Source organism: Sinorhizobium sp. GQ132, assembly GCF_059758575.1.
The window spans coordinates 172,601-188,038 of record NZ_JCAXDX010000009.1; the positions used below are offsets into that span (position 1 = coordinate 172,601).

At 62.5% G+C, this 15,438-nt stretch carries 13 protein-coding genes; 3 read left to right on the plus strand and 10 right to left on the minus strand.

Features of this window, described 5'->3' with window-relative positions; translation table 11 throughout:
• Positions 1–195 precede the first annotated feature (195 nt).
• Together AC6CIG_RS22070 and AC6CIG_RS22075 are read right to left on the minus strand one after the other, a co-directional pair.
• Entirely contained in the window at positions 196–1,164 is a 969-nt protein-coding gene (locus AC6CIG_RS22070) for a polysaccharide lyase family 20 protein (protein ID WP_437408757.1), read from the minus strand.
• Between the two features lie 8 nt (positions 1,165–1,172).
• Positions 1,173–2,522, minus strand: a complete 1,350-nt coding sequence (locus AC6CIG_RS22075; RefSeq protein WP_018097085.1) for an adenylate/guanylate cyclase domain-containing protein — start codon at positions 2,520–2,522, stop codon at positions 1,173–1,175.
• A 448-nt stretch (positions 2,523–2,970) separates the two neighbouring features.
• Between AC6CIG_RS22075 and AC6CIG_RS22080 the strand changes: the two genes are divergently transcribed.
• A complete protein-coding gene (locus AC6CIG_RS22080; RefSeq protein WP_437408756.1) occupies positions 2,971–4,308 on the plus strand; it encodes a nucleotide sugar dehydrogenase in 1,338 nt (445 codons plus the stop codon).
• Here AC6CIG_RS22080 and AC6CIG_RS22085 read toward each other — a convergent pair.
• Positions 4,298–5,500, minus strand: a complete 1,203-nt coding sequence (locus AC6CIG_RS22085; protein ID WP_498323810.1) for a DUF3095 domain-containing protein — start codon at positions 5,498–5,500, stop codon at positions 4,298–4,300. The genes AC6CIG_RS22080 and AC6CIG_RS22085 overlap by 11 nt on opposite strands.
• Before the next feature lie 229 nt (positions 5,501–5,729).
• Between AC6CIG_RS22085 and AC6CIG_RS22090 the strand changes: the two genes are divergently transcribed.
• Positions 5,730–6,560 (plus strand): MBL fold metallo-hydrolase, encoded by an 831-nt coding sequence (locus tag AC6CIG_RS22090; protein ID WP_102762356.1) that lies wholly within the window; start codon positions 5,730–5,732, stop codon positions 6,558–6,560.
• Here AC6CIG_RS22090 and AC6CIG_RS22095 read toward each other — a convergent pair.
• The 5 genes from AC6CIG_RS22095 to AC6CIG_RS22115 all read right to left on the minus strand — a co-directional run bounded on the left by AC6CIG_RS22095 (position 6,547) and on the right by AC6CIG_RS22115 (position 12,445).
• Positions 6,547–7,317 (minus strand): polysaccharide deacetylase family protein, encoded by a 771-nt coding sequence (locus tag AC6CIG_RS22095; protein WP_102762355.1) that lies wholly within the window; start codon positions 7,315–7,317, stop codon positions 6,547–6,549. The two genes, AC6CIG_RS22090 and AC6CIG_RS22095, sit on opposite strands and share 14 nt — an antisense overlap.
• Positions 7,314–8,411: a glycosyltransferase family 4 protein gene (locus AC6CIG_RS22100; RefSeq protein ID WP_498323812.1), complete on the minus strand. Its 1,098-nt coding sequence runs from the start codon at positions 8,409–8,411 to the stop codon at positions 7,314–7,316. Before AC6CIG_RS22100 ends, AC6CIG_RS22095 begins: the two co-directional genes overlap by 4 nt.
• Positions 8,412–8,489: 78 nt before the next feature.
• Positions 8,490–10,628, minus strand: a complete 2,139-nt coding sequence (locus AC6CIG_RS22105) for a mechanosensitive ion channel family protein (RefSeq protein ID WP_437408753.1) — start codon at positions 10,626–10,628, stop codon at positions 8,490–8,492.
• A 261-nt stretch (positions 10,629–10,889) separates the two neighbouring features.
• On the minus strand, positions 10,890–12,080 hold the full coding sequence (locus AC6CIG_RS22110) for a glycosyltransferase family 4 protein (RefSeq protein WP_164866887.1): 1,191 nt from the start codon (positions 12,078–12,080) through the stop codon (positions 10,890–10,892).
• A gap of 236 nt (positions 12,081–12,316) precedes the next feature.
• Positions 12,317–12,445: a hypothetical protein gene (locus AC6CIG_RS22115; protein ID WP_268815789.1), complete on the minus strand. Its 129-nt coding sequence runs from the start codon at positions 12,443–12,445 to the stop codon at positions 12,317–12,319.
• 137 nt (positions 12,446–12,582) lie between these two features.
• Here AC6CIG_RS22115 and AC6CIG_RS22120 point away from each other — a divergent pair, with 137 nt between their 5' ends.
• Positions 12,583–13,425, plus strand: coding sequence for a sulfotransferase domain-containing protein (locus tag AC6CIG_RS22120; RefSeq protein WP_127709764.1), 843 nt, complete (start codon positions 12,583–12,585; stop codon positions 13,423–13,425).
• Between the two features lie 37 nt (positions 13,426–13,462).
• Here the strand turns inward: AC6CIG_RS22120 and AC6CIG_RS22125 are convergent, their stop codons facing one another.
• Both AC6CIG_RS22125 and AC6CIG_RS22130 read right to left on the minus strand, forming a co-directional pair.
• Positions 13,463–14,653, minus strand: a complete 1,191-nt coding sequence (locus tag AC6CIG_RS22125) for a DegT/DnrJ/EryC1/StrS aminotransferase family protein (RefSeq protein WP_127709762.1) — start codon at positions 14,651–14,653, stop codon at positions 13,463–13,465.
• A 68-nt stretch (positions 14,654–14,721) separates the two neighbouring features.
• Complete coding sequence (locus tag AC6CIG_RS22130; RefSeq protein WP_100670521.1) at positions 14,722–15,408, minus strand: PIG-L deacetylase family protein; 687 nt, start codon at positions 15,406–15,408, stop codon at positions 14,722–14,724.
• Positions 15,409–15,438 lie beyond the last annotated feature (30 nt).

Consider the following 15,438-nt stretch of genomic DNA (forward strand, 5'->3'; position numbering starts at 1 on the left):
TCCTGCACAATTCCAACTCGAGGCCGCCCCCAAAATAAAATCATGCAGTCACTTCCTGCAGCGCCGCGCGTCTGACCCCGCGTGCAAAGCTCGCCCCGCCGGAGGCACCGTAACTTTTTGCCACTCAAAAACAGTAGCCTAGGTTAAACGGGCTGTCCAGCAGGCCACCGGAAGGTCAGTAAGCGTGGAGCGGCATTAAGAGAACGGGCAGCTGCCGTTGGTCAGGACGTCCTCGCAGCGCGGGGAACGCCGGAAATCGTCGTAATAGAGCGTCCAATCGGTCGTATCGGCGGCGCGATAAGGTCCGAACTTGAAGTACTGGTTCTCACCGAGACCCTTGTCCGCATGGCCCACATGGCCTTTGACGGAGACGATCGGCTGGCCGTTGGCAAAGAGCTCTATATGGCCCGAGCCGTCGGGACCGGGTTTCGTGAAGACGACGAAATCGATCCAGCCGGACTTCGGATCCGGCAAGGGATTGCCATGGTTGGTAATGGTGATCCCGTCCGTGCATGAATTGAAGAGGCTGCCGTCTTCCGGCTTCCAGTTGCCGTCGGTCGCCACCAGCATGCGCATCTGGTTGACTTCCGGACGGAGCCAGACCGGCGCCTGGCCTGGGGCGCAACGCGCCGGTACGCCATCAGGGCCGGCGGTGACCGGAGGCAGATCGTTGGTTTCGACCGTGGCGAAGAGCTTTCCAAAATTCATGCGCAGCGCCAGAAAGGGGCTGAAGTCGCCCTCGGCACCGGGATCGATCTCTCGCTTCCACTGTGCGATGAGATAGCGGTGGTCGTCGCTCGGCACCGGATCGTCGAACTTGACCGAGAAGCCGTACCAGACCCCCTTGTCGTAGGGCACCCGCAACTCGGTCTTTTCCCAGATCTCCGCGCGTTCGCTGCAGCCGTCGTGATCCGCCGGGCAATTCGGCACGATGCTAAGCTTCAGCCCGCCGTTGCCTGTGCGTTTGACGGCGCTCTGGAACTCGTATGTGCCGGCGCTCTGCTCGAAATTCTTGCGATAGTAGAGCCCCCCTTCAGGCGCGAAATCCGTGCCCTCGAAACCATCGAACAATTTCCGTTCGTAGACTGCCGGCTCCTCCGCCGACTGGGCATAAGTGAGACTCGGCAAGGCAATCGCCGCGGCCAGCAGAGCTATACGAAACATCGGTCCCCTCATTGCAGCATCTTGTCGATCAGACCGCGCGGGCCGGGCGGCCGCTTCTTGTTGCGGTAGAGCAACATGACATGCTCCGCCTCAGAAAGTCCATCCTCGGTTGCATCATATGCCCGCTCCTGCGCGATTGCGGCAAGTGCGGTATCCCGCGGGTAGAGGACCGTGAACTTCTGACGAACCCCGCGCAGTTTCTCCTGCCCGAGCGTTTGCCATTCGCCGCCGCAATAGTTCACGAAGGCCTCGCTCGCGACGACGTTGTGGGCATATTTCTTCGTCAGATTCTGCAGCCGCTGTACCTCGTTCACCGCAGAGCCGAACACCGAGAAGGTCAGCCGGTCGCGCAGGCCGACATTGCCGAACATGACGTTCCCGACATGCAGGGCGATGCCGTAGCCGATCGGGTCGCGGCCCTGCGTCCTGCGTTCCGCGTTGAGGGCGGCCATGCGCGCCGTCGCCGCGCCCACGGCGGCGAATGCCTCGCGGCTGGCCATCTCCGACGGCTCCTTATGCCGGCCGCAGGGATAAACGCCGATGAAGCCGTCGCCGATGAAGCTCAGTATCTGTCCGCCGTTGCGGTTGAAGGGCGTGGCGATCGCATCGAAGAATCCGTTCAACGACTCGATATAGGCCTGCCGGCCTTCCTTTTCGGCAAGCATCGTCGACTGACGCATATCCGCCATGACGAGAACTGCGCGTACCGTCTCGCCGTCGCCCCGCCGGACCTGGCCGCTCATTACGCGCCGCCCGGCATTGGCGCCAAGATAGGTGGTCAGCATGTTGTCGGCGAGCTTGCCGAGCACGGCCACTTTGGCAGCGATCGCCAGATGGTTCTGAAGTCTGAGAAGGGCCGCAATGACGTCGTCGCTGAAACCACCCTGACGGTCCGTCGTCCATGAGCCGACCATTCCGTGTTCGGATTCGGCCCCAAGAGGTTGCATGAAGGCTATGTAGTCGGTCGCTCCCTGCTCCTTCAGCTCGTCCAGAATCGGAAACTCCGAGGGCAAGGCGGGATCGATCCGGCGCCTGACATGATCGAGATTGTTGCTGAGAAGGTAATAATACGGGCTGTGCAGGAATCGCTCGGGATTGAGCGCCAATTCCTCATGGCGCAGGCCGCTCACCTCGACACCCTGACCTCGCCACCAGGTGAAGCCGAGGGCGTCGTAAAGCGGGTGAAGCATCGAGAAAGACAGATGAACGCGCATGAGCGGCAGGCCCGCCGCCGCCAACCGCTCGCAGAAACCGCGCACGATGGTTTCAAGTGTTTCGTCGCTGAGCGAGGTTCGCATGAGCCAGTCGGCGACCTTGTCCAGGAGGATTTGGGAAACGTTGTCGTTGATCGGGCTCATGCCATGTCCTCATCGTCGCGGCAACGGTTGCCACCGGCGCCGACCGCGAAGCAGCGATCGCTGGCTCGCGGTAGCACTGAAGTGGGTACCCGTCGGTGAAAGAAGGCTCCCGCCGCCTCCCGCGGCCGTTCGTGCAGCGATCGGGTCACCGCTGCGCTCCTGCAGATATTCACCGGGGAGCACATTTTCCAGAGACCACGAGCGATTTTTGATCGTTGCCAGATCGTACACGCAACAAGCCTGCGCATTGCACCCTGAAATTGCTGGGGTCCCTCACGACCGCATGCCTGCCCGGGCCAGACAAAACGACGCAGGCCTTGAGGCGCGCGGCTTCGCTGACGGCGCGCCGCGCTTGACTTGCGGTGGCTTTCCCGCCAACAAAACGGCACCGGGCTCCGCAGCCGGATCGCTGAAGCGGCCCTCCCGGCAACAGAACTGGAAGCCAATCTTGACCTCTCCGCATCACGACAGGCTGCTCGAATCGATCTCCGACCGCACCGCCCGCGTCGGCGTCATCGGCCTCGGCTATGTCGGCCTGCCGCTTGCCGTCGCAATCGCGCGCTCCGGCTTCCATGTCACCGGTTTCGACATAGACCCGGGCAAGATCGTCGCGCTCGACGCCGGGAGCTCCTATATCGAAGCGGTTTCGGACGCGGCGCTTGCCCGCGAAGCCGGCGCCGGGCGGTTCCGCTCCACGACCGACTTTTCGGACCTTGGCCTTTGCGACGTCGTCATCATCTGCGTGCCGACGCCGCTCACCAGGCACCGCGATCCCGACCTCTCCTTCGTGGAGAATACGTCGCGCGAGATCGCTGACCGCTTGCGGCCGGGTCAGCTCGTCGTTCTGGAATCGACCACCTATCCCGGCACCACCGACGGTATCGTGCGCTCCATCCTGGAGGAAACGGGGCTCAAGTCCGGCGCCGACTTCTTCATCGGATTCTCGCCGGAGCGGGAAGACCCGGGCAATCGCGCTTACGAGACCACGAGCATCCCCAAGGTCGTGGCCGGAGACGGCCCAATGGCGGCAGCGCTGATGGAGCGGTTCTATGCCGCCGTGGTCACGACGGTGGTTCCGGTTTCGTCCAACGCGACCGCAGAGGCGGTGAAACTGACCGAGAATATCTTCCGCGCCGTCAACATCGCCCTCGTGAACGAACTCAAGGTCGTCTACGAGGCCATGGGCATCGATGTCTGGGAGGTGATCGATGCCGCCAAGACCAAGCCCTTCGGCTACATGCCCTTCTATCCGGGACCCGGGCTCGGCGGCCACTGCATTCCCATCGATCCTTTTTATCTGACATGGAAATCCCGGGAGTACGAGCTGCCGACGCGCTTCATCGAGCTCGCCGGGGAGATCAATTCGGCAATGCCCCGTCACGTTGTGGCAAGGCTGGCCGAGGCGCTCGACCGGCGGGAGGGCAAGGCGCTCAGCCGCTCGGCGGTGCTCGTCATCGGCCTCGCCTACAAGAAGAATGTTCCGGACATTCGTGAAAGCCCCTCCCTGAAGCTGATAGAACTCATCGAGGAGCGTGGCGGCAGGGCCGCCTTCTACGACCCCCATGTGGATGAAATTCCCTCGACCCGAGAACACATGGCCTTGAAGGGCCGGCGGTCGGTCGTCTTCGACCAAGCGACGGTTCGCGGCTTCGATGCCGTGCTTATCGCGACCGACCACGACGCGGTGGACTATGCCGCGCTTGCCGACTGGGCGCCGCTGATCGTCGACACGCGCAACGTCTTCGCGCGCCACGGCCTTGCTGCCGAGCACATCGTCAAGGCTTGACCGTGGGGGGAATATCCCCGACGCGTGACAGGTCCCCTTCGGAAAGACCGGCCTTCAGGTTCCGGGCGGCCACTGCGTAGCCGCCGGCCGCACCGTCGATGAAGTGCATGTGGTCCCTGCTCATCGGGCTCGGAACGATGCACGTCATCAGCGCCGAATCCTGCCGGTGAAGCCCGTAGCGGCATATGCCCGCCGCCGCGCCCTGGGTCAGCCGTTCCTCGATACGGCGCAGCCGCTCGAGACTGACGTCGATCGTCATCTTCAGCGCGTCGTCGAACTTGCGGAAGTCCGAATTGCTGGCGAGGTCGCGCGCGTATCGCTTGACGTCGAACGGTCCGAAATTGATGCCGAGCCTGAAACAGAGAAACAGTGCAAGGCTCTGCGCCGCAACGAAGGACCAGGCGAGGAAGCGCCGGCCCCTCGGCGCGACGGCGCGCGATTCCACCGTAATGCCGCGCACGGAAAGGTGCGGCTCGGGTCCTTTTTCCGGTACCGGGTGCCCGCCTCGCTCCTCCCCCTCCGCCAGGGCCACGATGTCGCCGATCAGCGCCTGGTATTCCGGACCGATGCCGCGCTCCCCCGGCACCGCGATAATGGAGACGATCGCTCCGTGGTGCGAGACGATCGGATTCCAGCGGCATGACAATCCTGTCAGGTCGGGTCTCGTGCCGGGCGGCGCGGCCTCGATCTGGTAGCGGCCCGCCTTCATTTCCGCTTCCGCCCAACTGGCACCACCGCCGGAAAACATGGCGTAGGAGACCTCCTCGCTCGCCTTGAAGCGGGCGACACGCATGTCGAACCCGCTGGCGCGCACGTCGGATACCGGGACGATTGCGGCGCGAAGCTCAAGGCCCAGTTCCTCCGCCACCCATGTCTTGGCCGCGGCGAGCACGTCCTTCGCTTTTGCCGCCAGCGTTCCGGGCACGGCGGCGAGCGCCCCGTCGCCGCCGAAGACGAAGGCGAGGTTTTTCTCGTCGAGCCCGTTCATGAGCGCCGAGATGACGCTCGCGCCCGCCATGTTCACGCTTTTGTATCGCCCTTCGGCGATCGCTCCCGTCGAATTGACGATATCGGCAACGGCGAGCCACCAGCCGTCGGGCAAGGGCCGGTAGTTGGCCTCGTCGGCGACCCCTTCGAATGCCTCGAAAAGAGGAAGGCCCGCATAAAATTCCCTGTCGGCCGGCTGCACCATCGTTGCCAAACTCCTAGAGGCGACATCTGTTGCTGATTTCCAGGCTGGAGCGATTTTCAGCCGATTACGACGGATAAAGCACCTTCGCTTCGATGGATAGATTTCTCTTCTCGCCATGCAATGCGTGTGCGACGGCGCCAATGGCATTGCAGGACCCTCATGATTTGTGCTTGTCTAATCACTACGCCCGGGCAAAATGCTACGGCAGGCAGGATAAAGCCGGAACGGAATGCAGGACGATACATTTCGAGTGAAGTTTTGGGGCGTAAGAGGCAGCTTGCCGGTATCCGGCGAGCAGTTCCTGCACTACGGAGGAAACACGCCCTGCATCGAAATTCGCTGCGGCAAAGAGGTGCTGATATTCGACGCGGGCTCGGGCCTGCGCGAGGCCGGGCTGTCGCTGATGTCCGAAGGTATCGCCGAATTCGACGTTTTTTTCACCCACACCCATTACGATCACATCATCGGCCTGCCCTATTTCAAGCCGATCTACCGCTGCAGCTCCGCCGTCCGCTTCTGGTCCGGCCATCTCCACGGCACGATGTCCACGGCCGAAATGATCAACGAGTTCATGAGACCGCCATGGTTCCCGGTCGGAACGGGCATCTGCCAGGCGAGCCTCGACACCGTCGATTTCCGTCCGGGTGAAACACTATCGCCGCGAGAAGACATTTCCATTCGCACCATGAGCCTCGTGCATCCCGGGGGATGTGTCGGCTACCGTATCGAATGGGGCGGACGGGCGGTCGCGCTCGTCTACGACACGGAACACGAACCCGGGATTCTCGACCCCGCACTCCTCGATTTCATCGCCGGAGCCGATCTGATGATCTATGACTGCACCTATCTGGAAAGCGAGATGCCGACCTTTCGCGGCTACGGACACTCGACCGGGATGCATGGATCAAAGCTCGCCAAAGCCGCCGGCGTCACGCGCCTCGCCATGTTCCACCACGATCCGTCGCGCACCGACGCCGCACTCGCCGCCATGGAACAGGAAGTCCAGGCTTTCTTCTCGGGTGCCTTCGCTGCGTGCGACCGTCAGGTCATCGATCTATAAGATCGGCAACCCTGCGCCAGCGGCAGGCAGCGTGCGAGGCGGTGATGTCGAAAAGTCTGGATAGGAATTCCCATACGCTCTCGTCGTGAACGAGGTGGTGGGTAAGAATTCCCACCGTCCCGCCGCCCTTCTCGATTTCAACCAGCCGGCGATCGATGTCGCGAAGAATCTCGCCATGAGGACGGCAGCCGCGGCTGCCGTGCCAGTCCATCACATCCACATGGGCGTTTATGAGCTGCAGCCCCGGAGCGCGTAACACGGCGGATTTTGCCCGGTCCTCCGGTCCGAAAACCGAAAGTGCCCTAAAGCCGATCTCGTGCAGTCCGGGCACCAGCCCCGGGTCGATCCGGTTCCATGGCGGAACGAGGAGCGGCACCATAGCGGCGGGATAAAGCGCGCGCAGACGCGCCCAGCCGGCACGCAAGTCGGACGCAATCATCTCGCGCGACCTGTGACCTCCCAGTTCCTGGCGTTTTTCCGTAGGGGGGGCATGGTTTTGATGGGACCACCCGTGGACGGCAACATCGACAAGCGGACGGCCGGCAAGGCAGCGCGAAAGGCGCTCATCGGTACCTGCCGGTATGACGGCCAAGGTCACCGGTACCGAAAAGCGGTCGGTGAGGTCGAGCAATCGGTGGAGCGCGGTCGTCGGCTCGACGGCGTCGTCGTCCCGCAGCCAAAAGTCGACCGATTCGCCTGCCTCCTGCAGGCGATCAAGCCTGTCGGCCAGCGTTTGCCAGATCGATGCGATCGTCATTTCGCACTCCCAACGAACTCGGCGAAGATTCCCGAGAGACGTGCGGCGGCGGCGGGAAGCGAGCGGTGCTCGAAAACGAAGCGCCGCGCGCGCTCGCCAAATTGTCTCCGTAGGGATCCGTCCAGGAGGAAGCGCCGCACCGCTGCCGCCAGTGCGTCGATGTCCCCGGACGCCGTCAGATATCCCGTTTCGCCGTCACGTACGACTTCCGGCACACCCGCCGTGCGCTGCGCGACGACCGCGAGGCCTGCAGCCTGCGCCTCCAGATAGGACAAGCCGTAGGCCTCCCCGCAGCCCGGCCAGACATAGAGGTCGCCGCCGGCGAAAATCTCCGGAATCGCCTGAGGCGGCCTTTCGCCAAGCCAATCCAGCCGTCCTGCGGGCAAGGCCGAAAAGGCTTCCGATACGTCAGCCCGTGCAGGGCCGTCGCCAACCACCGTCAGCGTCCAGGGCACATCGGCGACGAGCGCGAGCGCGCGGGCAAGCATGCGATAACTATCCATCTTGTCGCCCTGACGCATCATCGCAACGGCAAGCAGGCGGTTGCCGCCGGCCCCGGTCCTTCGCAGGTCACGAAACGGCGACACATCGATGAAAGGGGCGAGCAGCGCAGAGCGCACTTCGGGTACCGCCTCTTCGAGACCCTCGCGGTCACGATGGGTGAAACAGATGTTGACCGCAGCCTGCCTTGCACCGGCGGCGACCTCATCTTGCGCAAGTTTCCAGGCACCCAGGTTGCGCCGAAAGGAATAAGAACTCTCGGCAGTAACGTATGGAATGGAGAATTCCTCGGAGAGCGCGGGACCAATGAGATCCGGAGCCTTGTAGTACGGGTGGTAGCAAAACCAGAGGTCGGGCGGCCCTTTCGACTGCCAGAGCCGCCGAAGCCGTGCGATCTCCCCTTCGGCCTCCTTGCGGAACGCTGAAAATGCCGCATCCGAGGCTTCACGCGAGAAGGTGCGCAACTCCGAGGCAACGCCGACGTCGTGACCTGCCAGCCGCAGCGCTTCGATCAGCATGCGTGCCATCTGCCTGTCGCCGGAAGGGACAGGGTGGTCGGGTGATTTCAGTGGGGCATGAAAGGCGATGTTCATTCGGCGCGAGCTATCCCGCCTCCCGTCGCGATGTCAACAGGCCCCCCAGCCCGACGACGTGCGGCTGCAGTGCCCCGGCTATTCCGCCGCTGCCTCCCCGCCCTGGGCGAGCGCCGCGTTCTTCTTGGCGATCGCGTCGCGCGTCGCGGCAGCTGCCGCCGGTGCCGATTGCAGGTCGTCTCCGGCCACCTGGACCGTCGGCGAGGCGAACTGGATGCCGTTGGTCTTGAAGGCCTCCTTGATCATGGCCTGGGCCCTTCTTCTCACCTGGGTCTGGTGGCCCGGCTTGGTCTTCATGGCGAAGCTCAGCGTTATGCCGTAATCGCCGAACTGCTCCACGCCTTTCATCTTCACCGTTTCGATGATCATCGGCGCGAGCTCCGGGTCTTCGAGCAAGGAAGCCCCGATGCCCTTCACGACCTTCTTCACCTTGGCGACGTCGGAGTCATAGGAAACATTGATCAGGAACTTGTCGATGACCCAGTCGCGGCTCATGTTCTGCACCGCGCCGAGAGAGCCGAAGGGCACGGTGAACACCGGTCCCCGGTGATGTCGCAGCTTGACGGAGCGGATGCTGAAGGACTCCACCGTGCCCTTGTAGCTGCCGCTCTGTATATATTCGCCGACCCGGAAGGCATCGTCCATCATGTAGAAGATGCCGCTGATGATGTCCTTGACCAGCGTCTGGGAGCCGAAGCCGATGGCGACGCCGAAAACCCCGGCGCCGGCGATCAACGGACCGACTGCGACGCCAAGACCCGAAAGCACCATCATACCGGCGACGACCGCGATGAAGGCCGCAAGGAAATTGCGCAGGATTGGCAGCAGCGTGCGCAGGCGCGTGTTGCGCGCGAACTCGGCGGAATCCTGCACGGTCAGGCTGGCGCGCGCCATGCGCACGTTGATGGATTCCTTGGCAAGCTGCCAGACGAGATCGGCCGCAAGCAGTATGACGATGCCGGCCAGCACGCCGCCGAAGATGCGGTTGAAGGCATCGTCCTGCATCATCTGCGCGCCGTCGATGCGGAAGGTCATGGCAAGCCATACGGCCGCGAGCGCGATGATCACCAGCCTCGCCCCTCGCTCGATCAGAACATTGCGCAGGACGCGGAAGTCCTCCGCCGCGGCAGCATCCAGCATCGTTCGGGTCGCGGCGCTGGTGAAGCGCAGCAGAGGCGGCAGACCGAGGGCATAGACGCCGAGCCAGAACAGCACATCCATGCCTGCAACCCAGAAGACCCAGAGCAAGACCAGGAAGGAAACGATCAAGGCATTTCGCAGGGTGCGGCGCGCGGGCGCCATCTCGGCGATCGGCCGGCGCAAGGTCGTATCGATCGCCAGTCCGAGAACGAAGAGCCCCAGGACCGCGCCGGTGAGGTTGCGCACGTCTTCGGGAAACGCGAGCGCGCGCATCATATCGCCGACGGCCCATACGAAAGCGACGGTGCAGATGAAGTATACGGACCGCCTGAGCCAGTAACGCGCACGATGCGGAGCAAGCGATACATACGACCTCGCCTGATCCGTGGCCGCCCCCTCCGAGATGGCCGGCGTCAACACGGCCGATGCGATCGCGATCAGAAGTCGAGCCACGATCCATGCGATCAGGAGCGGCGCCACCGCTGCCCCGAGGTGACGCGGCCAATCGGCGATCACGAAAGCAGCGACGGCCGCAATGGCGAAGGCGACAAGCGGCGCGATGCGAACGAAGGCCGCCAACCCGCTTCCTGCCTGCACGTTGCTGCGGCTGGCACTGCGCCGCAGGAGATGGCGCACAAGGAACTCGGCGCCGTAGCCGATCAGCAGAACCAGGGCAAAAGCCCAGATGATCGGCAATCTTCCCTGGCTCTCCATGTCGCCGTACACACGGTCTCGCGCCGCCTGCCATTCGGGCAATACACGCGGCGCGGCATTCAGAAGCGCAGTAAGGTGCCTCCTGGCCTCGGCCATCCAGCGCGAAGCGAAGCTCTGGGGCGGCGTGACGGCAACGGTTCCGGAGGCCGCTTGCCTGGATTCGATCCCTTGCCTGGTCTCGATCCCCGGCCTGGTCTCGATCCATTGACGGACCTCGGGATCATCCAGCAGCTGAATGAGCTGCTGGACCTTGGCCGGAGGCGCTGCCCCCGGCTCTTGAGCCGCCGAGAGAGCCGCAGAAGCAAAGATCAGTTGAAGAAAAAAGACAACGACTGCTGCGACGCGCCCTACACCTGCACCCATGCGATAGCCCCCTGATCGCCAGACCACTCGGCGATGATAGTGGCATATCAACACATAAGCGTCACCCCGCAATCCCGTAGCGCTCCGAAGGATGCATGATCGGGTCTCGCGCCGAAGTGCCGGGGCCCGTGCATGTCTTCTTTGGTCGCAGCTGGTCAAAGAAGACATGCAGCAGATCAAAGTGCCACAGCGAGCTTTGCGCGTCCGGTAAGACCCCCGGCGCTTTAGGCCGATGCAAGGCTCTCCGGGTTATGGTCCGGCTCAAGCCGAACCGGCTTCAGCGGCCGACACTGTGGAGGCATGTTCGCGGGCCGAGTGTTTCAGGGCCGACGACGCAACCGCGTCCCATTGCGAAAGTATGCGTTCCGGCAAGTATCTCTTGGCGCTCGCCTCGGCATTGGTAGCCAAGCGACCCCTGAGCTCACCGTCGCCGAGCACCCTGGACAGCGCCTCGGCAAGCGCATCCACATCGTTGCTGGGAACGAGGATCCCGTCCTCGCCATGCTCCACCATGTCCGAGGGGCCCCACTCGCATGCAAAAGAAACCACGGGAAGCCCTGCAGCCATGGCCTCGAGCAAGACGATGCCCCACCCCTCATAACGGGACGACAATACGAAGACATCGGCCGTCTCCACCCATAGCCCCGGTTTTTGCGTCACGCCCGGTAACTCGACCCTGTCCTTCAGATCCAGCGCGTCCCGCAGTGCCTCGAGCGATTTCCTGTCCTCGCCCTCGCCCCAGATAACGAGCTTCCATTCGGGGTACCGCGTGGCAATCCGCGCGAAGGCCTCGATCAGGAGATCGAAGCCCTTCTGACGCGTGAGCCGGCCAACCGCGGTCAAGATATTGTTGCCGCGTCTCTTCTGCCATTCGCCGGGCAGGTCGACGGCATTGGCGACCACCCACCCCCTGCTGCGCATCTTCTCCGGAAAATAGTCGAGCGCGCCCCTGGTCATCGTCACCAGACCGAACGCGCGCGGATACAGACGGCGCTGAACCCATTTCCAGACTGGGCCGAAAGGCTGGAGAGCCGGATTGTTGCGCTCGGAAACGATCACGGGAGCCTGCAGCCCAACCGTCGCCAGCAGCGTCAGTACGTTCGTTCGGGTCAGGAAGCTCAGGACGAAATCGGGTTGCGAGCGGCGAATGGCGGAACGCAGGCGGTAAATTCTCTTGAGCACGAGCAGGCCCGCCTCGATCTTCCCAGCCCTTTGCGGCGGCAAATCGAGACGTTTGATCGCGATCTTCGGATCCAATTCGTAATAGGGCTTCGCATCCGGCGGCTCGAGAGTGATCAGAGTGACCATGCAGCCGAGCCGGGCCCAATGGTTGGCGACAAGGTTCACCACGTGCTCCGTGCCCCCGGCGCCAAGGCCCGGCAGGACGATCGTCACACGCGCTCCGGAAATATTCGACGCCTCAAGCGCTGGGGAATTCGAACTGCCGTTCATTAAGAAATTCCCCTCCCCTGAAGCCCCGCGAACGTCCGGCACAGGAGTCATGGCTGCCGCCACAGCAACGGTTTCTCTTCGCCCAAGGGACATCATCTGGTGCCTCCATTCCGTCTTCGCGATGCAAAACATCACGATCTTCACCAATGCTGTTTGGAATGTTACCGGGCGCGCCTCACGCCCTATGCAAGCACGTTATTGACAGAATGCTTGTTTTTCATTTCATATTCAAATTGCTAAAAACGAATGCCTGAAATTGCCAGCCACGGGACGACCGGCACCATAAGCTTAATTAATTGCTTCAAAGAATCAATACCACACAAGACGCGCGACCACTGCACACGCAAAGAATTTCTTTTTTTCATTCCAAATCTCCTTATGAAATAGGCGGTAGATTTATTTCTGTAACGACATATTGTTCTATTCCGCGCGATCAGTGCGCCAAAACTACTTTTACCATGCGTGCACGGCGCGCCGGTGATCTCAATTTGAGGGACAAACGATGGCAAGCATTCTCAGGCGGGCATGGCGTCGGGTCGAGAAGCGGGTACGGCTTACCAGCCATGCTGCCCAAGCCGACAGCTTCCTGATCTCCTATCCAAAATCGGGGCGCACCTGGTTTCGATACGTTCTTTCCCACTATCTTGCGGCAATCTCGCGGGTGCCGGAGCCTATTGACCTTCACAATATGTTTTCGATCGTACCGAACTTCGATCTTGACCCGGTGCGCGGCATGCCGGGCTACCGCTTCCGCGAGGCAAAAGACGCAATCCCGACGATCCTCGTCAGTCACCTGGACTATCGCGCCAGCTTGTTCCTCAGGCGTCCGGTCATAATGATGGTAAGAGACCCGCGCGACGTGATCGTGTCGGCCTATTTCCATGCGACCCGGCACAAACACCGTTTCGCCGGCACCCTTACGGAGTTCATAAAGGACGATGACCAGGGTATGCCCAAGATGATCAGTTATCTTAATCGCTGGGCAGCCGGTTTGTCCAACCGCGCCCACTTCGTTCTGAGCTACGAGGGGCTCTCCGCCGACACGGAAGGACGAACCGAGGAGGTGCTGGAATTTCTCCGCTGTCCGGTCGATCGAGCGGCGCTCCGGGCTGCAGTCGAGGCTGGGCGGTTCGAGGCCATGCAGGACAGGGAACGGGTAGAAGGCATTCCGGCTCATGACTACGATCGGAACGACGTGGAAAGCCTGCGCATGCGCCGTGGCAAGGCAGGTGGGTTCAGAGACTACCTGGACGAGGCGCAGGTCGCAGAGGTCGAGCGTTTGTGCGCGGCCGACCTGACGGTCGCCGCCAAACGCCTCGTCGGCCACACGGGATTGAACGTCTGAACCCGCACCTGCGCACCCGTTTCCGGATAGAACTGATCTAACGCCGCGCGGCATCGAGGGCTGGCCTGCCGATGCTGGCCCTTGCAAACACCTCCCGCAGGACATGCGCCGTCTTCTCCATTGCCGCCGTATCGAGCGCGGGATCGACCAGGAAGGCCAGGCTCGTCTCGCCGAGCTCGCGCGCGTCGGGCAATCTCTGCGTCGGGACCATGCCGATGTCCGTAAAGGCCTTTTCCAGGTAGATTTCCGAGCAACTGCCGCTGAAGCATGCGACGCCGGCGCCGTTGATTTCGGCAATGATCCGGTCCCGGCTCCAGTCGGGCCGCAGGCGCTCCGGCCGAAGAAACGTATAGAACCTGTACCACGCGTGCTGAATCCCACGGGGCGGCAGGGGCGTGCGCAAAGCCTCGATCTCCTCGGCCGCTCTGGCGATAATGGCCGCATTGTGCGCTCTTATGCTGCGCCATTCCGTCAGGCGCTGCAACTGACGCGATCCCATGACCGCCTGGATCGACATCATGCGCCAGTTGGTGCCGATGGACTCATGCAGCCAGCGGAAACCCGGAGGGTGCTCCCTGTTGTAGACGGCGTCATACGATTTGCCGTGGTCCTTGCGGCTCCAGGCCTTCTTCCAGAGCTCGTCGTCGTTCATCGCCACGAGCCCGCCCTCGCCTCCAGTGGTGATGATCTTGTCCTGGCAGAAGGAAAAGGCCGCGATATCACCGAAACTGCCGACCGGGCGGCCATCTATTTCGGCGCCGTGCGCCTGAGCGCAATCCTCGATCACCCACAGCCCCTTTTCGCGGGCAAGTGCCATGATGGCGGGCATGTCGCAGGGCCAGCCGGCCAGATGTACGACGATGACGCCCTTGGTCTTCGGCGTCAGCTTCGCCCTTATGGTTTCCGCGGTGATGTTCTGGCTGTCGCGATCGATGTCGGCGAAAACCGCAACTCCACCCGCCATCGGCACCGTTGAGGCCGAGGCAATGAAACTGCGCGGCGTCACGATGACCTCATCGCCGGGCTCAAGTCCGAGCGCGTAGAGCGCGAGGTCCAGCGCCACCGTTCCGTTGGCGAGAGCCACCGCATGTTTTACGCCGAGAAAGCGCTCATAGGCAGCCTCGAAGTTGCGTACGTGCGGTCCAGTCCAGGCATTCACTTCCCCAGATCTGAGGACCGACACGACATCCTCGATCTGCTCCTCGTCGTAAACCGGCCAGCGTCCCATCTGTCCCTCCGAATTGAATTGGATCTTATGGCAATAGTGAGAAATTCCGTTTGACGCCGTTCCTCAACCTAAACGACGTGCCGGACCAATACGAAAGCTTCCGCCGCTTGCCGCATCACGGTCGCGCCGCGCAAGGTCGCCAGCGCTCTGAGGGTCGCAATCGAGCGCTCATGCGGCGGCTGGCGTACCTGCGAAGCAAACATCTCCATCGCCTTGAGCTTTGCCTCGAGATGTTCGCTGATATCGACGAAAACGTTCGGCACGAATGCCGGAGACAGATAGGGCGCGTTCCAATTGGTCTCGGACAGGGTCTCGTAGGCGAGAACGAGCTTCGGGAATTCCGCCTGATGCGGGCGGCAGGCGACCAGCGCCGACGTGAAGGTCAACTGATGGTCCATGTGCATGTCGCCCACGAAGGGCAATATGACGGTTTGCGGCGACAGCCGGCGAACGAGCTCGAGCAAGGCGGCATTGACGGTCGCATGCGCCGTTTCCGCAAGCTGTGCCGCCGGCAGTCGGAGCCATATGGTTTCCGTCACGCCCAAGGCGCGGTGCGCTTGCCTCGCTTCCGCCTGTATCCGGGCAGTTCCCTCCGGATCGAAGGCGGGAGGCTTTCCCTCCGTCACGACCGCGACGAACACCTCTTCGCCTTCAGCCGCAAGCCTTGCGATCGTCCCGCCTGCGCCGAGCACCTCGTCGTCGGGATGCGGCGCCACGACCAGAGTGCGCCCGAAAGATATCTGTCCGCCACCCATAAAACCTCCTGATTAAAAATATTGCCGCCT